13 protein-coding genes, 1 tRNA gene and 1 pseudogene are annotated in these 26188 nt (G+C 35.8%); 7 read left to right on the top strand and 8 right to left on the bottom strand.

Going from position 1 to position 26188, the window contains the following annotated elements; all coding sequences use genetic code 11:
• Positions 1-1028 precede the first annotated feature (1028 nt).
• Both ptsP and ACFIK2_RS04345 read left to right on the top strand, forming a co-directional pair.
• Entirely contained in the window at positions 1029-3560 is a 2532-nt protein-coding gene (gene ptsP, locus ACFIK2_RS04350) for a phosphoenolpyruvate--protein phosphotransferase (protein WP_375676927.1), read from the top strand.
• A 1257-nt stretch (positions 3561-4817) separates the two neighbouring features.
• Positions 4818-4907: transfer RNA gene (locus ACFIK2_RS04345), tRNA-Ser, on the top strand.
• Between the two features lie 469 nt (positions 4908-5376).
• Here the strand turns inward: ACFIK2_RS04345 and ACFIK2_RS04340 are convergent.
• From ACFIK2_RS04340 to ACFIK2_RS04315, 6 genes are all read right to left on the bottom strand, one after another.
• The gene (locus ACFIK2_RS04340) at positions 5377-6597 is read right to left on the bottom strand and encodes an MFS transporter (protein WP_375634037.1); all 1221 of its coding nucleotides are present in this window, start codon (positions 6595-6597) and stop codon (positions 5377-5379) included.
• A gap of 365 nt (positions 6598-6962) precedes the next feature.
• The gene (locus ACFIK2_RS04335; protein ID WP_375632726.1) at positions 6963-7133 is read right to left on the bottom strand and encodes a hypothetical protein; all 171 of its coding nucleotides are present in this window, start codon (positions 7131-7133) and stop codon (positions 6963-6965) included.
• A gap of 1506 nt (positions 7134-8639) precedes the next feature.
• Positions 8640-8810: a hypothetical protein gene (locus ACFIK2_RS04330; protein ID WP_375632734.1), complete on the bottom strand. Its 171-nt coding sequence runs from the start codon at positions 8808-8810 to the stop codon at positions 8640-8642.
• Between the two features lie 146 nt (positions 8811-8956).
• Positions 8957-9673: a YqcI/YcgG family protein gene (locus ACFIK2_RS04325; RefSeq protein WP_375632722.1), complete on the bottom strand. Its 717-nt coding sequence runs from the start codon at positions 9671-9673 to the stop codon at positions 8957-8959.
• A gap of 23 nt (positions 9674-9696) precedes the next feature.
• Positions 9697-10902, bottom strand: a complete 1206-nt coding sequence (locus ACFIK2_RS04320) for an ATP-grasp domain-containing protein (RefSeq protein WP_375632720.1) — start codon at positions 10900-10902, stop codon at positions 9697-9699.
• Positions 10899-12089 (bottom strand): hypothetical protein, encoded by a 1191-nt coding sequence (locus ACFIK2_RS04315; RefSeq protein WP_375632732.1) that lies wholly within the window; start codon positions 12087-12089, stop codon positions 10899-10901. Before ACFIK2_RS04315 ends, ACFIK2_RS04320 begins: the two co-directional genes overlap by 4 nt.
• Before the next feature lie 691 nt (positions 12090-12780).
• On the opposite strand from ACFIK2_RS04315, the gene ACFIK2_RS04310 reads away from it, so the two are divergent.
• Together ACFIK2_RS04310 and ACFIK2_RS04305 are read left to right on the top strand one after the other, a co-directional pair.
• A complete protein-coding gene (locus ACFIK2_RS04310; RefSeq protein WP_375676926.1) occupies positions 12781-13008 on the top strand; it encodes a hypothetical protein in 228 nt (75 codons plus the stop codon).
• 589 nt (positions 13009-13597) lie between these two features.
• Positions 13598-14809, top strand: a complete 1212-nt coding sequence (locus ACFIK2_RS04305; protein WP_375676925.1) for an MFS transporter — start codon at positions 13598-13600, stop codon at positions 14807-14809.
• Between the two features lie 324 nt (positions 14810-15133).
• On the opposite strand, the gene ACFIK2_RS04300 is transcribed toward ACFIK2_RS04305, so the two are convergent.
• Both ACFIK2_RS04300 and ACFIK2_RS04295 read right to left on the bottom strand, forming a co-directional pair.
• Positions 15134-15397, bottom strand: a complete 264-nt coding sequence (locus ACFIK2_RS04300) for a hypothetical protein (RefSeq protein WP_375629580.1) — start codon at positions 15395-15397, stop codon at positions 15134-15136.
• A gap of 2 nt (positions 15398-15399) precedes the next feature.
• Complete coding sequence (locus ACFIK2_RS04295) at positions 15400-15846, bottom strand: hypothetical protein (RefSeq protein ID WP_375608751.1); 447 nt, start codon at positions 15844-15846, stop codon at positions 15400-15402.
• 494 nt (positions 15847-16340) lie between these two features.
• Here ACFIK2_RS04295 and ACFIK2_RS04290 point away from each other — a divergent pair, with 494 nt between their 5' ends.
• The 3 genes and pseudogenes from ACFIK2_RS04290 to ACFIK2_RS04280 form a co-directional block, all read left to right on the top strand.
• The gene (locus ACFIK2_RS04290; RefSeq protein WP_375676924.1) at positions 16341-16847 is read left to right on the top strand and encodes a helix-turn-helix domain-containing protein; all 507 of its coding nucleotides are present in this window, start codon (positions 16341-16343) and stop codon (positions 16845-16847) included.
• A 1068-nt stretch (positions 16848-17915) separates the two neighbouring features.
• On the top strand, positions 17916-24359 hold the full coding sequence (locus ACFIK2_RS04285; protein WP_375676923.1) for a Vomp family autotransporter: 6444 nt from the start codon (positions 17916-17918) through the stop codon (positions 24357-24359).
• A 593-nt stretch (positions 24360-24952) separates the two neighbouring features.
• A pseudogene (locus ACFIK2_RS04280) lies at positions 24953-26188 on the top strand (hypothetical protein); the annotation flags it as partial.

Genomic DNA, 26188 nt, shown 5'->3' with positions numbered 1-26188 from the left:
ATTTTGATAAAGATGGGTCTTTTTATCGGCATTGTGGTATTGATGAGTTGTCATACTGTTTTTAGGTGGTAGTGTGGATAGGTGGGGATATTCATTTAAAAAGACATAGGGATAAAAATCCATAAGAAGGTAGTCAAAACTACTTTGAAAGTGACGTGCATTAAGGAATTTTCGGTAAATCGAGAGTGAAATTATATTTTTAAGGATTACGGTGTTTAAAGATATAAAAATAACCAACGTGCAATCAGCGCCCTTCAAGAATATTTTTTCTGATTTCACTATTATTGTGTATTGTTGAAAATAAACAAGCATAAGAGCTAGGGTTAAGGCAATAATTGCTTTTCATTTTTTACTTTATTTATCTTATTTGTAGAGTTTTTCTTGATTTTAGTAGTTGGTGATGGTGCTTGGGGGGGATGTCGTACTTTGCAAATGTGCGACAGAGGGCATTGTGTATTTGCGATATTGATTGAAGTAAAGGTGTAGCTTAAAATATATAAATATTATATATCGAGAGTTTGATATCATAAGAGATGGGTAGCACGGAATAAAGATGATAAGTTGCATGGAGCAATTTGTAATTATGTAATGAATTTATAAAGAGGGATAATAGGTTAAATAAACTTTGAGGAATCAATTAAAATATTAGCTGAAGTTACGGATGATTAGGAAGGATGCTTTCTTGTAGGGAGAATAATGAAAAGTTATGTTGGATAACTTAGGATAATGAGAGCATTTTGAAAGCATAGTTTTTCAGGTGATTGGTGCTGTAAAAAATGGGGTTTTGTCTTTGTAAAGTAAAAGAGTAAGAGGCAGACTTGTTTATGATGGTTTTAAGCACTTAGGTGGATAATAATATCTAATTGTTTTATCGGTTATATTGAGGTATTTAAGCACCTCACTTAGCTATATTCTGTAGAATATAAAGAGAGCTGTGGTGGTATTTATAGCTTGTATTTTGGGAAATGCAGCTTTGAAAAGGAATGTATCAGAGATATTGGTGTTCAAATGTGAGGCAATTTGAATTCATGATGAGATATGAGAAAGCAGAAACAATGAATGTAGATTTTACTGATGGTGAAATCTTGTCTATAAGATCTGTACAACTTTCAGCTGCTTTTGATCATAAAAATGATGCAATTTATGCTGCTGCTGAATTGCTTGTGCAGGTTGGTGCAGTTGATAAGTGTTATCTGGCAAGTATGCTTGCACGTGAAGAAACAACCAATACTTGGCTTGGAAATGGTATAGCCATTCCTCATGGTATGGCTGAAAATCGTGATTTAATTATCAAGGATGCTGTTGCTGTTATACAGGTGCCTGCTGGTGTTGAGTGGCAGGATGGCAAGAAAGCATATTTGGTTATTGCCATTGCAGCGTGTCCAGATCGCTATAGAGAAATTTGTAAAAAATTGACGTCTCTTTTATTTGATAAAAAACAGCTTGAAGTACTTGCAACAACTATGGACAAACAGCAAATTGTTACAACTTTGTTTGACCAAGAGATGAAGATAGAAAAAACTTTTATTGGTGACCTTTCGGTGTGTCAGGAATGGACTTTAGATTATCCAAGTGGTCTTCATGCACGACCAGCTTCTCTATGGGTTGATTTTGCGAAAAAGGCTCAAAACTCTATCAGAGTTCGCCATGGTCAATATACCGTTGAAATGAAAAATTTGGTTGGTTTATTGCAATTAGGAGCAAAAAATGGTGATGTTCTGATTTTTTCTACAGATGCTGCAGAAGGAGCACAACTTCTCAATGATGCCATTGCTATTGCAAAAAAAGTGAGTATTAGTGAAAAATGTCTGATGAGAGCAATGGAATCTCAAACAAAGGCTTTTCATGGTTGGTATCCACGCTCTATGCAAAAAGGCATTTCTGGTGTTGGAGCGAGTTCAGGATTAGCATTTGGTAAGATTTTTGTTTTAAGGCAAAATGATATTTCCATAATAGATCAGCCAATTGATTTTGCAGCTGGTGCAGCATGTCTTGAAAATGCTCTTACAAAAACAAAACATAAAATGGCATCTGTGATTTCTGATATTACAGTGCGTATGGGAGCAGATTCTGCTGCGATTTTTTCTGCGCAAATGGTTTTGCTTGAAGATGAAAATTTAATAGCTCAAGCTTGTCGTTTTATAGCGGAAGGTCATGGTGTCGCTTGGTCTTGGGATAGAGCGGTTCGTCAATTTTCAGATATGTTTTTTAAGGTAGATAATCCTTTGTTAGCAGCACGTGCTGTTAATTTAGTTGATGTTGGTCGACGTGTTTTAGGTGAAATCAATCCATCCTATAGATCGTTCTTTTTAAATGATATTCCACATGGTGTAATTCTGGTTACAAATGACCTTTCTCCTTCTGATGTAGCACAACTTGATTGTACAAGGGTAAAAGGATTAGCAACAGCATGGGGAGGTCCATTATCTCATACAGCTATTTTGGCGCGTACTCTTGGTATTCCAATGGTTGTTGCTACAGGTGATGATATTTTAGCAATTCAGTCTGATATTCAGGCTATTATTGATGGCGATAACGGGTTTATTTATCTTGATCCTACGCTTGAAGACGTTGAAGATGCTCAAAGGCATATTGATACTGTTGCGCAAAAACGTGTCAGTGAAATAAATGCATGTAGATTACCAGCGCAAACGACAGATGGTCAAAGAATTCGTATCATGGCTAATGTCAACTACGCAAATCAGGTTCCTGTTGCGCTTGATTTAGGGGCTGAAGGTGTTGGACTCATGCGCACGGAATTTTTGTTTTTAGAGAATCCATATATTCCGGATGAAGAGCTACAATTTAATATATATCGGGCGATGATTACAGCTGTAGGAGATAAGCCATTAATTATTCGTGCACTTGATATTGGTGGAGATAAACAGGTTACGCATTTACATTTATCTAAAGAGGACAATCCTTTTTTAGGTGTTCGAGGAACGCGGCTTTTGTTACGTCGACGTGATCTTTTTGTGCCTCAATTACGTGCTTTATATCGAGCGGCAAAAGAGGGTGGAGATCTATGGATTGTGTTTCCGATGGTCATGTCTGTTTCAGAGATTGTCGCTATAAAAAAGATTGCAGAAGAAATCCGCAACGATATTAATGCACCAAAATTAAAACTTGGTATTATGATCGAAGTTCCAGCAGCGGCCATTATGGCAGATGTATTGAGCGCCCATGTTGATTTTTTTTCAATTGGAACCAATGACCTAACACAGTATACAATGGCTGTTGATCGGCAAAATCCGTACCTTGTGTCTGAAGCTGATAGCCTTGATCCAGCAGTTTTGCGTATGATTTATCAGACTATTCAGGGAGCTGCACAACATAAGTGTTGGGTTAGTGTATGTGGTGGTATGGCTGGAGATCCTTTTGGTGCAATGATTTTGACTGGATTGGGAATTAATGAGCTTTCTATGATATCTTGCGATATTTCTCCAGTAAAGGCGTGTTTACAGACTCATAGTTTTGAAGATATGAAAATTTTAGCACAAAAAGCATTACAATGTGAAACTGCACGAGCTGTACGTGCTCTAAGCAAGGATATAAGGTGATAAAGAACATTAAGGGGAAAGAACGAGCTCATTTTGCAGACTAATCAGATCTTTAGTGCTGTAAAACATTAATACAGTATATTAATTTATAATGGTAATTTATCGTTTTACATAATGAGAACCCTGAATATTGTAGGGTTTTTTCGTTTTAAAGTTCTCTATATTTAATTAATAAAAATTACTCTTTTATACATTACAAGGAGGAGTAATGTATGGATAAAAACACTCTAAGAAAGAATAAATTCCTTTTATGCATTCTCTCAAATAGCAATAGATATTTTAACATTAGGCGACAAATAGCTTGATAGTACTTGGCTTTTACTTTTTATTTAAGGAAAGATGATGCTATCCAATAGATTTTATACCATTCATAGATACCGTATGAGGTAGATGTGGCAAGCTTTAAGAGATGTTTTTTTACAAACGTGTGGATGAGAAAGAAAATAGTATTTTTAGAGTATTCTGTTTTGTGATGAGACCATATCACGCTTAAAGAATGCGATAATCAAAAGTATGAAGTAATACGTAATTTCTTTTAAATAATTGAGATTACTTTAGATATTTTGAAAACTGTAAAGCTGAATTTAAAAGTATATGGTAAAAATGAAAACAGGTTTGCATTTTTATTATTTTGTATTTGATCAAAATGAGACTATTTTTTCATTTCAGAAAATAAAATATATTCATACATATTAAATTAAAAATGCAAAGTTTTTTTCTGAATTTTATTTTCTTTAGTATCAACTAAATATAGAAGTGTGAAATTGAATAGAGGATTTAGAGTAGGGCTTATTATATAATCCTATGAAAGAGAAAACTGACACCATCACACTATTTTACAGCTCTCAATGTTGCAAAAATTCGTGCTATTTAAGAAAATGCATAAGAGCCACTTATCCTCTCTTAAAATGTTCTTTCCCCACATACCATCCCTTCCTATGACGTATAAGTAAGTGATTTTAATTATTTGGTTGTGTAAAACTATGGACTGTATGCCAATTTTAAGAGAAGTATTTTTTTGTGAAGCAGAAAGTGCGTAAATGAGCATGAAAGTTTATAACTGGTGACAATCTTTTTATTCTCATTATTGTATTCTACAAACCTATCCACGAAAAAAGTTTTTTCTTAAAAAGAAGGGATGTGCTTGTTATTCAACAGATAAAAGCTCTTACTTTAATAAATGAATTTGTTTTTTGGGTTTTGAATGTATAGTTTAGACTTGCACGTTATTTCTTTCTGGGTATAGTGCAAACTTCTGGAGAGGTGGCCGAGTGGTTGAAGGCGCACGCCTGGAACGCGTGTATATGGGAAACCATATCGAGGGTTCGAATCCCTCTCTCTCCGCCATTAATTTAAAACGAACTTTCATATGCTTGATATGACATAGTTTAAAAAGCTCAGCATTTGCAGGATTTTTTATTGTTTGAATTTGACCAGTTCGCGTCGATCTATGCCTATCATTATGTACACCTAGAAATTGCTGTTGAATTTCCATGAATTTTATACTTTTTAAGCTCCTCTCCTCTCGATCTTTAGATAACCTGATCTAGCATAAACGATCTCTTCAAATATCATTAAAGGATTTTTGCCATTATCACTAACTTCTGGTAGAGCTTTTAGAATTAATGGTGATCATAGTGCTATTTGCAATTTCGTTGCTTAACGGGCTAAATGCGTTTTATCCACATGAGAGGTAACGAACACCTCAGCTTTTCTCACGCAATGTGCTCATTTAAAATTAATGTCATGAATATTTGTACAAAATTTTTATCTATACGATAATCAAAAAAAGGCTGACGTAATAATTGAATATCATTCATGTGGCGCTTTCTTTTATCTTTAAGCTTTGTATGTAAATAGATAGTCCGTGCAAAATAAATAAAGGGGCGCAAAAGCCTATAAATACACATAGGATGTATAATATAGAAAATGAAAAAAAATTTCCTGCATATAAAAGCACAATAGAAAATAAAGCTGTTATGATGCGTACACTGGCATCGCCTGCCAAAATCACCTCGGCTAAATTTTCACTAGGTGTTATAGCTTGTCCAATTGTTATTCCCGATATCCTAAAATAAAATTGCCCAATACCTAATAAAAAACCCATAATATAAAGGGAATATTGAGTAAAATTTAAATATAAAACAAAAGAGATTGCGATCACGGCAAAAGCCGGTGCCCCCCATACAAAAAAACGAATTAAAGATGGAAATTTCCGTAAATAATAAGATGAGATAAGACCATTGATCACAAAACCCAGTGCTAACAAAGCAAAAATAGAATTTTGAATAGCTGTAAATTTTATATTATCTGATGTTATAGAAGCAAGAACAAGTGGCAATAAAACAATAGGCCCCGTATAGAGAGAATTATTCAAAATACGATTAATCGTTAAAAAACGCAACGCAGAAATCCGCCAAAGGCACCTGAACCCAACTCCATAAGCTTTTTGAGATGGCTTTTTTAATAGCTCTTTTGCTCTGTTTAGTTGTTGTATAGACTTTATACGAAACCATAAGCAGGCATTCAAAAGATAGATAAATACAATAAAGGCTATAGCTATTTTGTGCCCCAAATGCGCAATTATAAAATATATAAGCAATGGGGATATAATAACAAAAAACTGACAGCAACTAGTGTAAAATGCAAAAACTCCAGCTTTTTGTTTGGGAGCTGGAACCAGCTGATTCAAGGCACTATTGTTATTTGGGTTATCAACCCCCATCAAGAGAGCAAGTAAAAAAAATACAAATAAAATAAGCACCGGATTGTTCATAAATAATAAGAAAGACAATAAACAAGCGCAAATAATTTGACTATAAAACCCAATTATAAAGCCTTGATAGTGCGCCAACATGTTTCCCAAACATAAGCCAGCAATTCCAATTGCGATTAAATTAACGACATTTAAAGTAGCAGAAGTTTCTCCCGTTGTATCTTGGAATTGTAACAAAGAAAGGCCAATAGATAATACACCACTAGCACAAAAACTCGTCAAACAACCAATCACAATCATAAGAAAAACAGAATTACGCAATAACCTCCTCCCTTTTAAACAGAGATTCAAGCCATTTTATGATTTTCTCCATTGTCGAATATGTTTCGGGACTAAATTCTAGTTTTTCGTAAAATTTTAGTCTAAATGCGTTATAGACACTTATTTTTCGCAAGTCATCTGTCAGCATGAATTCTATACTTGACAACGTTGTACCCATAGATTGAGACAAATAATAGGAAATTACTTTCCAATACATATAAGTACGCTCTCTTGCCAAATAATTTTCCAAGGCATATTTCAAATGACAACCACTTAAAATATATTTCGGACAATGGTGCAACGGATAATAAATACAAATAGCACCGGCTTCATGTCCCGGACAAGAAGAAATATTAATATTTTTATCATTTCATAATATTATAAAAACGCTCAGTGAGCAGATCTTCCAAATTTAGTCTAGTCACAACAAGATTGGTTACTAATTTTTGAGAAACATGAGACCAAGCCAATCTTACTACTAAAGTTCCAATAACCTTTAAGTCAGATTCTGGATAAGCTTTTTTTAAATTTTCCACCCATATGTCTCTATGACATATAATAATTGGCTCATCTCGTCTGAATGAACAAGATGTAATTCTAAACCAATATTATCACAAAGTTTTGAGCTCTTGAATTCTCCGTATCCTAACCTGGTATTCTTAAATCATAATAGAAACTAAAGAATTTTTAAGTATTCCAACTTTTATTAAACTTTGTAACAATCTATTGGAAGCTTCCCTTCACTGACTTCGACAATTATTTTCTCACCACTATAAGAACAAAAAATTAGCTTTGAAGTTGCTTACTTTTAGAAAAAAAATGAGCAACACTCTTTCTTAACTAAAAGAAACACGCTCTATACCTTTTTCTTTATGATTATCAAAAAACTATCCCGTTACAATTAACCATCAATTATTAGGATAAATATTCTGCGTTTAGCTTAATAAGCTGTTATAATCAATGTTTCTCTCTGTTTTAAAAATCAGAGTTTTTTCTCCTAGAGATACTCATAATTTCTTTACAATTTTTCCAAAAAAAGCCCCCCTTTAACATTGCTATTAATACGATCATCCTGAGAAGTTTTATACATACACACTTCATTATACGGAATTCTATGTATTTTTTTAACTTACTCAACTAACAAACATCTTTTAATGGACAAAATAAATCACGAAATTTGTGTGCTGTCACAATTCGAAAAACAATCATATATCTCCCTCCAATGATAGACGATGTCATTAGAAGAAAGCTTTAATGATATTGGTAGAATAAATTAACCAGAAAAAATTGCAGCGCTGATGGAATAAATTCTATTTTATACCTTGTAATTCTATCTAAATTTTAATCATTTTTGTTAAAGGTTCTTATGCAATTTTTTCTACATTCAGCATCATTTTTCCACTTGTTGGCAACAAAAGATTAATAGCTAAATTCACTTATGTCATAATAGTTCTTTTTTGGGTAAAATAGGACATCTTCAATTTCGATATATAAATATTTTAATTCTTTAATATATTCTCTTCACATGCTTTAGATTAACAACACAACAAAACCCAAAATAAAAATATTTATTTTACTTAAGTTATTGAATATTATTTAAAAAGTATGAAAATAAAGTGATGTAATAGTTAAAAATTATTTAAAAATTCAAATCCATCTACATTTTAGAGCCATCACGCATGGTAATAGCAGTTTTCATTAGGTATACTAAATATGCTTGATAACTTTTCTGCTTCATGCTTGTAGGGAGTTTCAGATAGAGATAATACCAGAATCCATTCGTGAATGCTCGACAATAAAGCTGTAAACAAAATTATTTCCTTTTTGTTTAATCCGTTAAGCTTGATCCATTTTTTATTCCTAAAGAATAACGTTCTATTTTGTACTGTAAAATGTCGTTTCTGAAAAGTTTCTACGTTGGTTTGGGTAGAGGACGTAAACTTCATAGCCTTATTTTCCGCAGAATCTATGGGCGCATTATGGGAAGCAGGAGTAAAAGAATAAAATCCTGTATGAGAAAGAATCCATTAAAGAGCGTGCGGTTACCCATTTCTAATATCTCCAATAGTGAGATTTTCTGTAGCAATTGCATATATGCATCCTACATCTGCCGCAATTGATTTGTGCCTTGTATTGGCAGGTAGATGTATAATATCTCCTGGTGTACAGGTTATATGTTTTTCGCTATAGAAAAAATCTAACTCTCCCTCTATAATTAAGAGAGTTTCATCGACCTGGTGAATATGCCAATCGTGTATTTTTTTTGGGAAAATCTCTTTGTATCTCTATTGATCCTTGCTCTGGAAGCATCATTTTGAATATATCATAGATATTTTTATTTAATTTAATTTTAGAAAATTTAGTCATTATCGTGCTCCATTATATGATATGGGCAAGGTGGGGATTCAATATTATTATCTTGCAGGAAGTATTGCGTCCATTCTCTATTTTGGGGTTCGCCATATTTTCCTAAAAAAGGAGATTTTGTTATAATATCAAAAGGTTCAAGTCTTTTTGTTACAGCGGAGAATGCATTTTTTGCTTTTTGTTCTGTATCGAGCAGATCAGAAAAAACCCACCTAGGCTGGAAAGTTAACATAAATGTAGAACTTCTCCTACTTATTCTGTTTATATGGGATGGGGTATTGCAAACTATAAACATAGGCTCGCCATGAAAGCAGAACTCCCATAAAGGATTGTCCATATTTTTTGGTATATGCTTAGGCCATTCTTGGTCATCAAGAGTTCGCAAATCTTTAAGTATAGACAAGAATTTTTCTCTATAAACTTCGATACTTTGTACGGGGGCAGGCTTCTCGAATGCAACAAAAGATGTGTTCTTTCCAAAACTTTTATAGTTATCGCAATAAGTTATCAGGTCTTCCATCATATTTTTTGCGGTCAACTTATTGTAGAACCCAAATCTAAGCATATTTTTTGAGTATCCATTTACACCGAATAGGCAGGGAAAAGGTCTAATTGTGTTATTCATGGTTGCATCGAATTCTTTAAAAACGACCTGCTTCCATTTTTCATATTTGTCTATATTTTCAATTATTTGCGCTGCTGAATCCATGTTTTCCTCCCAATTGTTGTATTTTATAAGAAATTGCTACGAATGACCCTCTCCAAAGCTGATAATTCATCATCACTGTGTCCCCAAATTGCTATAATGGCAGGGCAGGTATTTAAATCGATGGTTAGGGGGAGGGGCTCGTTTTCTTTAAAAAAGAGCGTAAAATGAACCACATTTTCCCAAGAATGAAGCTTTTGCCGCCATACGTTAACATCTTTTATAATATGACCGTCGATCTCGTTGATAAGGAAGATAATACGCCCTTTTTTCTTAAAGCGACTTGGGGTTTGCGAAAACACGCCTGCAATAAGGTTAACGGAGCTTTCAAGTAAATCATCTTCATAGCAATGCGCGAACAAGGTGGGTGCAATTCCTCCGTGGAGACGGGCTCCTACTTCGATCATTACTGGACCACGAGCTGTTTGCATGATTTCCATATGCGCAGGTCCATATTCAATCCCCAGTGCGCGAATGCATTGTTTTGCATAAGAGATAAGAGGGGCATAAGAGGGATCTTGAGCATCAAGCACATCAAGCGTTTCATAAACAAAAGTACTTCCATTATGAATACCTTTTTTATATCGTGACAAACTACATATCTTTATAGCCTCTCCATTTACAACGGCGTCGACGATGTATTCCTCTCCCTCCAATCTTTCTTGGAGCAAATAAGCATCGTTAGGTGCGCCAAAAATATTTTTTTGTGTCCAGTCGATTCTAGAGGACCATGCCGCCACTTTCTCACGGCTGGAGAAAAACAAAACACCATCGCTTCCACCAGAATCATTCGGCTTTACCACATAGCCGCTGTGGCTTTCAAAATCATCGAGAGTACAATCGTTTTTTGTAAGAATCTTTGATCGGATGTAAGATAAATCATTTTCACAAAGGCGTTTTTGCATCGCTGCTTTTTTCCGTCGCCAATCGGTAGTCAAGGGGTTATTCCCAAGACAACCATAATAAGCCGCCAATTGATCTGCACAATAAATACCCCCTTCGGCGCCTGCGACCACGGCCTCTATCGCGCCGATAGGAAAGCGTTTCTTTATCTCATCTACACTATGAAGCTTCGCTTCTGCCATGCCCTCTCCCTGATAAGAAAGCATATAGTGTGAAAAAGGAGCTTGTTGAGAGACAACACCATAGCAAGCATAGCCTAATTTTTGCAAAGCAGGGGCATAGAGGGCACCCGTGGAGAAAGGGTCGACAATAAGAATAGGTTTTTTCATACTTTGTTCCGCTGCAATAAAAGGAAAAGAATATAAATAAAGATTATTAGCCCTATAAGGGGGAGAAGATAAACAGCTGCTTGAGGACCCATAAGGGCAGAGCTTGTAAGAAGACCAAGGATAACATAACCTGCCGATTGGGAGAGAGTATAAAGCATACCGCTATAGCTTCCCACCAGCTCTGCTTGAGCCTCTGTTTTAGTCGCTTCAATCGTATGTTTGCGGGCATTAATTCGCATGGTATTCATTGAAAAGCCAATAAAAAAGCAAAAGACCACAGCCAAATAGGGCGATTGTGTGGTGCTAAAAATAAGATCAGCCACGCTCAACATAAGGGCTGGGAGAATAAATTCAAAGCGAGGGATTTTGATAAAAGCAGCCAAAAAAGCGCCCATGCCCGCAACCGCACTGCAAAGTCCATAATATTCAGAGCCAAAATTTTTCACACTCTGAAAAAGAATGGTTGCCAGCGTATTATAAGCGCAAATATGAAAGCCAATAAGCCCTATGCAGACGCATAAAAGTTTAAGCTCACGGGAGAGTCCATCCGCTTGCGGTATAGGTGCTGTCTTCTTATCGGTTGCAGGTGCTGTGGTATCTGTAGCGTTGTATTCATCGCAAAAGATAATATATCCGGCTATAAGGCTTATAATGATGTCAAACAAACAAAGTGTCACAATCAAACCATTATAGCCAATTTCAGCCGCTGCCCCTCGAGGGCTGGTCGCTTCTAAGAGATAACCACTCAATGCTGCTCCCAAAAAGGCGCCAATTTGCACCACTGTTTGCATAATGCGGGAAGCCTTTTGGGCGCTAATATAACCACTAAGTGCTAGTTTAGTATTATAAGTCTCGAGTGTGCTTAAGGTAATCAAAGAGAGATAGCCGATAGAGATAGAGACAGCGATAAAACCAAAGGGGGAATCAGCGTAATGGAAAAGTGCAATCAATAAAAGAAGGCTATAGATAATGATTCGCCTTTTGTATAAATCGACCAACCGCAATGAGGCTTTAATGCGCACAAGACCGCTTTTTTTCAAAAGATAGGGCATAATGGTGCCCAAAGCCATGGTTACGCCTAGGAAAACCGATGAGGATGTTATGCGATAAGCATTCCACAGATTACTTAAAAATAAAACCATATCAGAAAGATATAGCAAGACAACAAGCCCATAAAACCGAAACATCAGTTTCTTGTGCACATTATCCCCCCCATTTCGGAATCTCTTAAAAACACGCAGTATTATAAATCAGCACACATCATGTTTACAAATAATGAATACACACATATTACTGGGCATGTCAAGTTTTTTCGGTAGGAAAAATTTGAACGCTGATGTTTATGGTAGTGATAGCTTATTATTCAGGAGAATGAATAGCGATAGAGGCTGGTATTTTTACTGCGTCTGTTGCGGAGGCTTGCCAATAAGGGGAAAGCCAGATAACGAATATAACTATGTCCTAGAGATATATTTTGCGCTTTCAAGTTGATTTTATTTATACTCAAGGTTTAGGTTTTTCTATTGACCGTTGTTAGATGTTGTTGTGACAATAAACTTCGTTATCTATCAGAAACATTTATGGCATTAGCGCTAAGGTATTGTATTAAAACCTTTACATGGTAGTCTGTCTGATAGAGAGGTATTATTGGTTCAGTTTTAGGAGGCTTTATTACGGCTGATTTGGGCGTCGTCGTTGTTTGAGGTCTTATTATAATATTCTTAATTTCAGTTTATGAATATACCGAAAAATATAGTGAAACATTTGATTTAAACGCTTTTGCAAGGCATATTTCAATATCTCAGCGATGTTTTCCAAGAATTGCTCTGCTGCTTTTGAGGGGATCGGATATCAAATGCTTATAGCGAGGGCAGTGGTTTGAGAAAAGATAGAGCTGATCCGCCCATTACTATACTGGAACGGTTGCAGAAAAGGGATGATTTAAACTTAAAATACGAAGAAAAACTCTCTTTTATTGAAAAAGTTTACAAAGTGTTATCGGAAATAGATGAGCAGTTTATAACAATTGATGGAACTGCTCCTATTTCTTTAATTCATCATCAAATACGACATCATATAAATAAGGTTTGTTTTGATTATGAATAAAATCATTTATTAATCAAGTTATCCACGATAAATCCTCCTTTATGTATCTGTACTCTAAATCTGAAACTTTAGAGATATGATTGCAATAATTTAACTGCTCAGGAAGATATTACGTTATATATTTTAATTGGAAAACTAACTGTAATTGGCTTATTTTAAAAGATTTAGAGAAGGGGAGTAGAAAAGTTAGCAGTATTTATCGTGAAGATAATAGTATGTTTATTCTTTTAGAGCCAAAGTGTGGTGATAGAAGAACGACATGGAAGGATATACTCGAACATATTTTAGTGCACGGAATAATAAGGACAATAATGTGAGTGAAGCTTCCATACCGTAAAATTGTTTCACATATGTATAAAGGTGTAGCTTCTGAATAAAACGCACATAAAATATTAAATTTGTTTTTGTCCATAAATGTTCCATTTTCATAGAAGAATTAATCATAAAACAGCACAAAGATTGTAAAAGCCTCAAAAAAGAAATTTTGCTTTCTTAAATTTAATGATCTAAAATGAAAATTGTAAGAATGCCTGTTTTTAAACAGGATGTATTATGCATATCGACTGGTATTCATTTTAGAGGATAATTTATGTTCACTTCAAATTTGAAGGAACGCATTGCTTTATTTGAAAATAGAACTTTTCTCTATTTTACTTTGAGCGGCTTATTTGCTACATTTGGAAGTGGACTAAATTATATTACATTGTCATGGATCGCTTACAATCAGACGGGCTCAATCCGTGGTGTAGCGTTGATGATGCTTTTTCTTTGGACGCCTGGCATTATTTTTGCGCCTATTTTTGGCATATTGGCAGATAAATATAACCGTAAAACGCAGATTATTATTTCAAATCTTGTGAGAGGTTTGGTAATCGTGGGCTGGGTAATGCTTTGGCGTTTTGGTATAGAAATTGAATTGATGGTCTTATCTGCTCTTTTGGGTATTTTTATCCCTTTTTATATGCCATCAGCTATTTCTTTAATTCAAAGTATTGTGCTGAAGGAACAGCTCATCAATGCAAATGCAACCATCGATATGGTTTATGAACTTGGCACTATTGTAGGTATGGGCTTAAGTGGATTTATACTGTCCTATGCAGGAACAAAAGGAACTCTTCTAATAGGTGGTATATTCTTTATCATTGCTGGTTTATTTAATTTTGCAATGAAGGTACCTAAAAACCGAAGATCTAAAAAACAAAACCAGCAAAATTGGTGGGAAAATTATACAGCATCCCTTCATTATTTTAAACAGAATCCAGCTCTTGTTGTACCTTATATAAGCCAGATGATTATTATGACTCTTTTGATGACCATTCCTGTTATTCTCGTTCCTTATATACAAGAGGTTTTACATGCGGATAACAGGACCTTTGCAATATTTGAGGTGCTTTATTCTATGGGTGTATTGACAGGTGCGTTTTTTTCACCACTTCTTTGTAAAGTTTTATCCATAAGGAAAACATTAGCCATTTTATTAGCTTTTATGGCTATTGGCCTTGCTATTCTATCTGTTAATACACACAATTTTGTTGTTTTTCCTGTTTACTTTATGATTGGATTTGGACTTTCGAGTTGGGCTCTTTCGATTTCTTTATCACAACTCTCTTGTGATCCTGAATACCAAGGAAGATTGCAGGCAAGTTTTAATGGTATCTCTGGATGCTTGATCCTCGGAGTCTACCTCACTATGGCAAGCGATAACAGTAACATATCACCTCAATCGATATATTTTTTTCAAAGCATTGTTGCGTTTGTTGGAATACTCATAGTGCTGTTTTATAAACATGAAAAACAATAAATTACATTTAAGTGTGGTCAATATACGCTATTTTATAAATATCTACGCTGCAGCACATTTCATATTTTGCTTTTAAAGGAGAGTTGAGAAAATGAAAAGTTGGTGCTTAATGAATAAAGCATAAATTGATGTATGCTAGAGAATACCCTTTACTTTTTGATAATGATCTAAAAGAATTGATGCGTTTCTTTAATTCACCTCACTGCTGTTAAGAAGACGAAAACGTAACACTTTAAATCTTCTTGAAAGTTTTTTGTCTAAGCGTAGTAGAAAGTAAAGCAATGAGGTAATATCGTATCATATGGGGAGAGTATTGTATTATTTTTATTTTTCAAAATCCATATGAAAAATTGTATCAATTTCATCTTCATTGGAATGAGTATTTCTACGACGATGCAAGGTTTGCACAATCTCTTTTTTTAAAACAGCATCTGTTTCACTTAAACGGTGAATACTGAGTTCCAATTCAAGAGATAACGCCAAATCCACGCACAGTTTAAGCTCTTCTCCAATGTCGAAACCGCGTTGATAGTCGTCATAAAGACCAACCAGTGTATCAGATAATTCTTTATCGCATAAAGAGGTCATGCTTAATTCCTCAACGTTGCGGGTTTCCATGCAGCTTTTTTAAGTATCACTCCACTATCATCACTTAAAATTGCCATGTATACGAACCTCATGGTTTTGTCAATTTTCTGCAAAATACGCGCTTTTAAATCAAAGCCTATTAAAGATTTTATTACTCCAAGATTTTGAAGCGCCCAATTGTAAATATGGATGGCAATGTGTTTACTATAGAATTTATAGCATTTAAAATACATTGCCAAAAGGCTTTTAATATGCGTAGAGGAAGAGTATTCTGACGATAAACCAAACACCCTGAAATCTCTATTGCCAGTTACAGCTAAATCAGTGCCATTAATATATAAAATAAGCAAACAGGGTTTGTAAACGTCTAACTTTTTAATAACGAGTGATAATCTCATTTTTTGTAGAATACCAATTATTTTGCCTATTTTATATTGATTTTTAGACATTGATAAACTTTTTACCTTATAAAAACCTATGGGAAATGCATTAGCATATTTTTGTAATAAGATTTCAGTGGTATATTACACAGCATGAAATGAAGAGAATCGTATTAGGCTTTTTGCTTTTGAAAGAATATGACTGCAACTTTTGAGAAAGCAGTTGGCAAGAATTGGCTTGGCATGCAAACTGATAGAGTTGGCAGTGGCGCATTTAGTTTTTTCATTGGCCTGTGTCCAAATGTTTTTGACTCTGGAAAATAGCCTCTGATAGGCTTGAGTTTTTCCAAGGTTATATTACAGGGGCGCAGCTCAGAAAAATACCACGGCGATTGCATTTTTTGTAATTGTCATAATTTTCGCTCCTGCTTGAATGGATGCTGTAACATCCGTTTTTGTGGGGTTATGTATGTGATAACTGCTCTTCTTAAGGGGCAGTAACAATAGATGTAAATCAATATAATTATTTAGTCAACAATTATATTGATTTTGGAGTGTTTTTTTTGGCTCGTCCGGAAGCAAAACCTAAAACTGAGTTGGCAAAACGTTTTCGTGAAGTGCGTCACGCTCTTGGTTTTACAGAGCGTAAGCAGTTTGCTGAGCATCTTGGTATCACTGCTGGCTCTGTAGGAACTTATGAAACTGGTATAAGTGAGCCTACAGCCTCTGCGCTCTCCAAATATCAAGAAATTTGTGGTGTTTCATTAGATTGGCTAGTAACGGGAAATGGTGAGATGTTTTCAGATGTGGCAAAGGCGAAAGCCGCTGGTTTTAAACCGCAGGCGATTCCTACTGGGCTGATGAAAAAGCTGGGACATTTAGTTTATACGACCTATCATGATGCAAAAATAACACTTTCTCCTGAAGATGTTGCGGAATTAGCAGCAGAGCTTTATGGAAGATTGCAAGAGCTTATTCAAAACCTCAATGATATAGAAGAAGTCGAAGCCACTTTGCCACTTTTAAAATTACATTTAAAGCGTAAAATCGAAACTGAAAAGCATATCTAAAATTTCATAAGATACGAATGAACAGCCTTTAAAAAAATAAAACTTTTTTGATTTTCTGCTGTATAACCAAGTTTGGAATGTGAAAATCTCACGATCTTCGAGTCTCTTATTCGATCTGAAAAACGAGAAACTATCATTATAAATCAATATATTTCTCTGATTAAAGATAAAATGGTTCATAAAAAGAATGACGAGTAGTGATACAAACAAAATTTCTTCAAAAAGAAGCTAATATAGTGCCATTCCTGAAATATTTGTTGGTTGAAGAAAAGATACGGACAACAGTGAAAATACAGTGGGTTCTGTGAGAGGAAAGAGTTTAGAAAACAGCTTCTTTTCGGTTTGTGATATTAAAAAATTTATACAACAGTGAAAATACAATGACGATGTTTTGTTCCTATAGAAGGGTAACAGATATATAAGAGAGAAGAACGAAAGACTATTAGGCGCGCTTTTGTCTTTTTATGAAGATGATAAGATGAGCACGTTAAAACTTTTTACAGATCGTGCATCATTATATTTAAGACAGATTTCTTTCAAAAAGATATATAATATATTGAAACAGTTTACCTCGCAACAAAAAGTGAGATTATGATGATAATCATTATCTATTACATTGTGCAATAAGTTAAAAAAATCATAAATTTGTGCTTATAAGAACAGCTAATTTATTGAGAAGTATTTTTACAAATTTATAAAAAATTATTTTTACACTCTTGCCATTCTTCTGATGCGCTTTATTTGAAAAGTAGAATTGCTCTTTAGTGAAACTATTTTTGTTAAGAGATAAATCGCAGTATTTTTGAATGGAGATAACGGTATATTTTCAAAGTCTTGTGTTTTTATTTATTTTTTAGCTTGAATCCCTCTAGCTAAAAGGGTTGGGGACTTTTCTAGATTCGATGTTGTTGCAAAGATTGTAGGACGATGCCGTAAAAAATAGCGGTATCGAAGGGGGGGGAGGGTTTTGCCTTGATTTATTGGTTTTTGAAGTGCGCAAACTAAGGGTTTTGTCATGAGTGTTTCTGCGCGTTGTAATGATGTTGAACTCTGTTGGAGGAGGTTCTTATGAAAAAAAAATATTCCACACCAAATTTAATTAAAGTTGTCTCTCTTAGTACGGTAATGGCGACACTCTTATCGAGTGTTTCTCCCGTTTTTGCTGCGAATCTCTCAATAACAGGAGAGACAGTTAGAAGCACAAATGGTGGTGGTGTCTTGTATCCATACGGTAGTCATGGGAGTGTTGTTTTTGCTGGTGATGATGATTTCTGTGGTGCAGACAATGTTATCGGTCGTGGTGGCAAACAACAGCAGGCAATTCCTGATGGTAATCGAATAACTGCAAAGGAACAATATAATAGATTTATTAATGATCAGGAGTTTTCTGGACGTCATCCCTATGGTGCTACGACTGAAAAGGTTACTTGGGCTGGTGATGGTGTGACGATTAACAGTCGTGGTCAGCCGGTGAGTGGCTATATGGGAGCGCTGTACGGTGGTTCTGCAAATGCTATGCCTGAGGCTTATGGTGTTTATTCTTTTGCAACGGGTTGTGGATCTGCAGCGACGGGTAATTATTCAACCGTATTTGGTGCAGGTGCGACAGCAAAGGCAGGGGGTGCACAAGCTTTTGGTGTTTCCGCACTTGCAAGTGGTATAGCAAGTGTTGCTATGGGTGTAGGCTCAGAAGCATCGGGCGAATCTGCTGTTTCTTTTGGTGGTCTCGCAACCGCTTCTGGTAAAAATAGCATTTCTATAGGTGTGCGTTCCCAAGCTACGTTGGATGATGCGATTGCGGTTGGTTCAGATGCAACAGCGAGCGGTATAAATAGTGTTGCTATTGGTAAGGTGGCATCTGCATCTGGTTACGATAGTATTGCATTAGGATTAAAGACCAAAGCAACTGACGAGTACGCGGTTGCTATAGGCACGAAGGCTGAAGCTCAAGCTCTTGGTTCTATTGCAATAGGTGGTGGGGAACCTGCAGACAACGGGGAGGAAAGAAAAGTAATAGCTAAAGGTAAAAATTCGATTGCCATAGGTTCCCATACTTATGCTGAGACGGCTCATTCAGTTGCAATTGGTATAAACGCACAAGTACGTGTTATAGATGGTGTTGCTGTGGGGGGAGGATCTGTCTCTCGTGTTGAGAGTGGTGTTTTTGGTTATGATCCTGTAACAAATACTACAACAACAAAGAGTGATCTTGCATGGAAAAGCACTGCAGGTGATTTTAGTGTTGGTAATACTAACCAGAATTTAACGCGACAGATTACAAATGTTGCAGCAGGGAGTAATGACACTGATGCAGTGAATGTTGCCCAGTTGAAAGCTATGAGAGATGTCATAGCAGGAGGAGGAGCTTGGAAACTTTCTGCGAACGATACAAATCCTATAGACGTGAATTCAGGCAATGTCGTAGATTTTTCAGTGAAAAGTGAAAAAGAAGCGGGAAAAGACAACTTAAAGATTGCAAAAAACACGACAGAGAATAAGCATAAAATTGAATTTACTTTAAATGATCATCTTAAATTGACAAAAGTCTCCACAGGCCAAAGCACGATGAGTGATGATGGCTTTTTTGTTAACGGTGGAAACGGTTCACGCATGACTGTAGATGGCTTTTTTATTAATGGTAATAATGGTCCAAGCATGACTATTGATGGTATTGATGCAGCCAAGCAAAAGATCACAAACGTAGCAGATGGGGAAAAAGATACTGATGCTGTAAATTATAAACAGCTGAAAGCTGTACAAGATGCAACCAAAACGAGTTGGCAGCTTGCTGTTAACGGTGGAAATGCTACGGCTATTGGTCCAAATGGTACAGTAAATTTTCAGTCAGCTGACAATAACGGTACAAAAAATATCAAGATCGAAAAAGATAGTGATCGCACTGTCACGTTTGATCTAGCTGATGATATTCAGGTAATGACTGTCACAGCAGGAGACAGCATTATGGATGCTGCTGGCTTTGGGTTTACTGATGGTAATGGGCCGAGCATAACTGTTAATGGTATTCATGCTGGTGATAAAACGATTAAAGGAGTAGCGGCAGGGAAAGAAGATACGGATGCTGTAAATTATAAACAGTTGAAAGACTTTACAGCAGGGATGGCAACAGGTTGGAAACTTTCTGTTGATGGTAACAATGCTACAGATGTTAAAGCTGGGAGTACAGTAGATCTTGTTGCGGATGCGGGTGAGGACGGAAGCAAAAATATAAAAATTGCAAAAGACAGTAATAAAGTCACATTTTCTTTGAATGATACTCTTAAGCTCACGAGTGTCACGACAGGCAACAGCATTATGAGCAACGATGGCTTTAAGTTTGTTGATGGTGGTCCAAGCATAACAGCCAATGGTATTGATGCTGGTGGCAAAAAGATTACAAAAGTGAAAGCTGGTACTGATGATACTGATGCAGTAAATTATAAACAATTACAAGATTTTACAGCAGGAATTAAAACAGGCTGGAAGCTTTCTGTTGATGGTGATAATGCTACAGATGTTGGGGCAGGAAGTACAGTAAAGTTTGTTGCAGTTAAGCAGAAAGACGATGATAATAATGAGAGTGAGAACACAAATATAAAAATTACCAGAGGTGATAACAATGAAGTAAAGTTTGATTTAAGCGAATATATTAAAGTTGGTCGTGTAGAAACAGGGGATAGCAGAATGAGTAATGCCGGTTTCATGATCAAAGATGGACCAAGAATGACCAAGGGTGGTATTCATGCCGCCAATACAAAAATTACAGGAGTCGCAGATGGTAGCAATGAGCATGATGCTGTTAATCTTTCACAATTATATAAAATGAAGTTTGAGATAGAAGACAATAGTCTTGTTAAATGGAGTAAAAGTAAAAAAAATATTACCATTGGTGCTGAAAAAGAAGGTATCGAAATCAATATTGCCAACTCTGAAGGCAAGGATCGAATTATTTCTGGCGTTGCAGTTGGAAAAGTCAGTTCTGATTCAACAGAAGCAATAAATGGTCATCAGCTTTTCAATTATGCTGATAATATATCAAAATATTTTGGTGGTAGTACAGGTGTGATTGATGGTTTCAAGCCAACTTTTACTGTTCAGGGTAACGAACACCATAATGTAACGGATGCTTTTAAAGATGTCGATAATTCTATAACAGATATTTATACACAGATTAACAATGTAACAGCAAATAGTCTTGTTAAATGGGATGAAGGGCAGAAGCTCATTACAATTGGTGCGCAAAAAGATGGTACCAAAATCAATGTTGCCAATTCTAATAGTGAAAATCGAGTTATCTCTGGTATTGCGGATGGTAACATCGGAAAGTCCTCGAAAGAAGCTATAAATGGTAGCCAGATTAATACAATTTCTGGAGATATTGCAAAATTCTTTGGTGGGAATGCAGCATTTCAGGATGGTGCTTTTGTAGGTCCACAATATAACGTATCTACAGTTTCTACAGATGGTGAAGTAGCTCAGTATATAGCTGAAAATGTTGGTGATGCTTTAACAAAGCTTGATGCGAATGTCAAAAATGTGAATAGTCGTATAAAATATGTAGATAATAAATTTGATAAGTTCTCTCAAGATGCCTTATTATGGGATGATGGTAAACAAGCATTTGCTGCACGTCATGAAAAAAATGGACGTAAAACAGATAGTAAGATTACCCACCTTTTAAATGGTGATATTTCAGAAGAGTCAACAGACGCGATAAATGGTAGCCAGATTAATAAAATATCCAAGGATATTGCAGAATTTTTCGGTGGTGGTACAGAATTTAATAACGGAGTTTTTTCAGGTCCACAATATAACTTATCTAGAGTTTCTACAGATGGTAAAGTAGAACAGAAGACCTTTTACAACGTTGGCGAAGCTTTGACAGGGCTCGATGCAAATGTTAAAAATGTGAATAAAAATATACATCATGTAACCAATGAGTTTGATAAATTGTCTCAAAATGCTTTACTGTGGAGTGAAAAGGATCAAGCATTTGTTGCACGTCATGGAACAGATGGACAGAAAACAAATAGCAAGCTGAAGTATCTTTTAGATGGTGATGTTTCAGAAGATTCAACAGATGCAATAAATGGTTCCCAACTTTATACGATGGGTGATCAGATTGCGAATTATTTTGGTGGTGGTGCGAGCTATGAGAATGGAGAGTGGATAGATCCTACGTTCAAAATTTCTCAGCGTGAAGCGAATGGTACCATTACTCAGAAAAAACACCATAATGTCGCTGATGCTTTTGAAGGTGTCGATAATTCTATCACAGATATTTATAATCAGATTAATAATGTGACAAAAAATAGTCTTGTGAAGCAAGAAAATGGGTCAGGTCTTATCACTATCGGTAAGGCAACAGGTGGTACTGAAATCAGCATTGTAAATAAAAGTGGTATGGATCGTACACTTTCCGGTGTAGAAGATGGAGAACTTTCTCAAACATCAACGGAAGCGGTAAATGGTTCACAGTTGTTTGCTACGAATAAGAATGTTACTGCTGTGACTGATAATTTATCAAAAGTTGCTCAAAATACATCAAAATATTTTGGTGGTAGTACAGATGTATTGAACGGTATAGAACCAGCTTTCCTTATTCAGGGGGAGACCTATCATAATGTTACGGAAGCGTTTACAGGTGTTAATACTTCTATCACAAATATTGATAATAAGATTTCCGAAGTGGTAAAAAATAGTCTTGTTAAGCAAGAGAAAAATACAGATGTTATTACCATAGGTAAGGATACAGCTGGTACTGAGATCAATATTGCGGGATATGCTGGTGTAGCGCGTTCCATTTCTGGTGTTAAGGCAGCAGAGAAGGGGGATGAAGCTGTTAACAAAGACCAACTTGATAAAAGCATAAAGGATATTACGAAAGATATTGAGACAGTAACTGCTGCTGCGGTTCTCTATGATAAGAATGACGATAATAGTGTTAATTATGGTAGTGTAACTTTGGGCGGCGATAAGAACAACGGACCAGTTGCTCTTCGTAACGTGAAAGATGGTAGCATTTCTGAAAATTCCAACGATGCAATCAATGGTAGTCAGATTAATAAAATATCAGCAGATATTGCAAAGTTTTTTGGCGGTGGTGCAAAGTTCATTAACGGTGCTTTTGAAGGGCTGAAATATACTTTATCCGCTATTGTAGGTGGTGAAGTAGGGAAGGCTAATTTTTACAATGTTGGTGATGCTTTAACAGGTCTTGATAATAATGTTCAAGATGTGAATCAACGCTTAACGAATGTATCCAATGAGTTTAATCAGAAAATTGAAAATTTCTCTAAAGATGCTTTACTGTGGGATGATGAAGAAGAAGCATTTGTTGCACGTCATGAAAAAGATGGGCAGAAAACAAACAGCAAATTGAAGTATCTTTTAGATGGTGAGATTGCTCAAGGTTCAACAGATGCCATTACGGGCAACCAACTTTATTCCATGAATAACCAACTTGCGAATTATTTCGGTGGCGGTGCTAAATATGAGAATGGCAAATGGACAGATCCTACTTTTAAGATTGTTCAAGTCAATGCTGATGGTACGACTGTTGAGACAGAGCACCATAATGTCGCTGATGCTTTTGGTGACGTCAATAAAAATATGTCAAATATTAATAACCGTATTGATGATGTCATCAACAAGGTCGATTCAGATGCTTTAAAGTGGAATGATAAAGAAAAAGCCTATGATGCTGGTCGCGATGGAAAGCCGAATAAAATTATCAATGTAGCTGATGGTAAAGTTGAAAAAGGCTCGAAAGATGCCGTCAATGGTGGGCAACTTTGGGAAACCAATGAACGGGTCACTGGTGTCGAAAAAGATGTGAAGCATCTTACCAACAGAGTTGATACCATTTCCAATACGATTGCTGATATTGGTGATACAGTTCTCAATATTGATGCCAAAGTTGATAACATCAATAATAGAGTTGACGGCATTGAAGAGGACGCTGTTCGTTATGATAGAGATGAAAACGGCAAAAAAACCAATAAAATCACATTAGCGGGGGGGGATGCCAGTGAACCTGTTCTGATTGATAATGTCGCTGATGGTAAAATTGAAAAAGGTTCGAAAGAGGCTGTAAATGGTGGTCAACTTCATGATTATACTAAAGAACAGATGAAGATTATTCTTGATGAATCCAAGCAGTATACAGATCAACGGGTTAATAATATTGTGATTGATGCGATTGATGATGCTGTTGATCGGGCTAAGCAATATACAGATATGAAGTTTGATGTTTTAAACTATAGTATTGAGAGTGTGAAAAAAGAGGCAAGACAAGCAGCGGCTATTGGTCTTGCGGTGTCTAACTTACGCTACAATGATACACCTGGAAAATTAAGTGTTGGATTTGGTACTGGTTTATGGCGCAGTCAGTCTGCATTTGCCTTTGGTGCAGGTTACACCTCAGAAAATGGAAAATACCGCTCTAACATATCCGCAACAACTTCTGGAGGTCACTGGGGTGTAGGTGCGGGATTCAATATGACATTGAATTGATAATAAACAAAATACATAAAAATTCCCTTTCACCCCTATCTCATGAGGCAGGGGTGAATTGTTGTTACGTATGTAAAAATACATATACACAAATTGATAAGCGCTATAATAATAAATACAGGTTTAAAAAATAGAAAAACCGCACACTTTCAACAAAACGAACTTCTTATTTCAAAATAAGATAATAAGTCTTTTCATAAATTATAAGTTCATTATTTTCTGCGTTAACTTTTAAATATAAAAAATCTTTCACTCTCTAAAAATCTATTAAAAAAATTTCTAGTAAGACAAATATATATATTTAAACGTATTTCAATTTTACTGGAGGAAGTTATAAAAACAATATACTAAGCCAATTCTACCCCTTGCAAAAAACAACCAACAGGTTTAAAGATTAAAAAAAACAACCACCAAAAAACTTACCTTTTTAGGAAAGGTAAGAGAAAAAAGCGCGTTAACTATAAACTTCTCTATCTTTTCAATCAGTCCTTAGGCTTTTGAATATATTTAGAAAAACCAATTTCAAAGAACTTTATAGCGTTTAAATGTGTTTTTTTTGTGGTTATAGTTATTTTTTCATTGGGGAGTTCATTATGAAAAAATTATATACAAAATTAGCAGGGAGCGATTTAAAATTTTCTCGTTTTTCTTTTGTTAAAGTTCTTTCATTGGCTACAGCGGCTACATTTTTATCGAATGTTACACCTGTTTTTTCAGCAAATCCTGATTTTAGAAACACCTTTCTCGAAGGTGTTAACAGTGCTGGTGTCTCTTATCCGCAAAGCATTATCTCTGTTGCTGGTTTGAATGCTTCTTCTGTTTCAAAAGACAATTATTTAACAGTACTCAATCAAGTGGGATTAGAAAAGATTAATGCTGCCAATGACTATGCAAATTTTTTAACTAAAACCCTCTCTGATGTAAGTGATTATAGTCCTGTCGTGAATGTTTTGATGGCGGATAGCAAAAATGTATTGGCAAGAACCCTAGATGCAGGAGGGCAATATAAAAAGTCTCTCGTCAGTCTACGGTCATTTGTGGTTGATAGCTCTTTAAACCAACAGCTTGCACAGGATGATGAAAATACAGATATTATTAATGTGTCTAATATCTTACGGAGTGGTTCAACAGAGGGAATGCAACGTGATGTATCGGGAAGTAATGTCATCTTTGGTGAAGATGTTGATGCGAAAACCGTGGACAGTGTTGTTATTGGTTATAAAGCGAAGGCGGTATTAGCTGAAGGAGATAAAAAGCTAGCGGCATCTGTTATCATAGGTTCTAAATCTGAGATCCATAGAGGTGGATCCGTTGCTGTTGGTGCAGATATAGTGGCACTAAAGAATGACGCGGTTGCTGTTGGTCGTTTTGTACGGGTGGAGGTGGACAGCGGTACAGCTTTAGGCTTTAAATCGCAAGTGAAGGTAGCAGGGGGTGTTGCTTTAGGAAGCAATTCTGTAGCCAATAGGGCTGCTGGTGTTCCGGGTTATACTTCTGTGCTGCAGGGACCTGCAAAAAATGAGCTATCTTATTGGAAATCTACATTAGGTGCTGTTAGTGTTGGTGATGTTGATGCTGGCAAAACACGACAAATTACAGGTGTAGCGGCTGGTAGTGAAGATGCAGACGCAGTGAATCTAAGACAATTGCAAGACTTAGAAGATGTCGTAAGAAAAAATGGTTGGAAATTATCTGTTGACGGTAAAAATGCTAAAACAGTCATTATGGATAGCGGAGTAGATTTTTCCACTGGAAGTACCAATCTTAACATTACAAAAGGTGATAAAGACAATAATGTAAAATTTGATTTAGCTCAAGATGTTACATTA

The organism is Bartonella sp. AP88XZML, from assembly GCF_042195565.1.
GTDB lineage: Bacteria > Pseudomonadota > Alphaproteobacteria > Rhizobiales > Rhizobiaceae > Bartonella.
The sequence above is the reverse complement of the archived record's forward strand: the minus strand, read 5'-3'. Positions and strand labels throughout refer to the sequence as shown.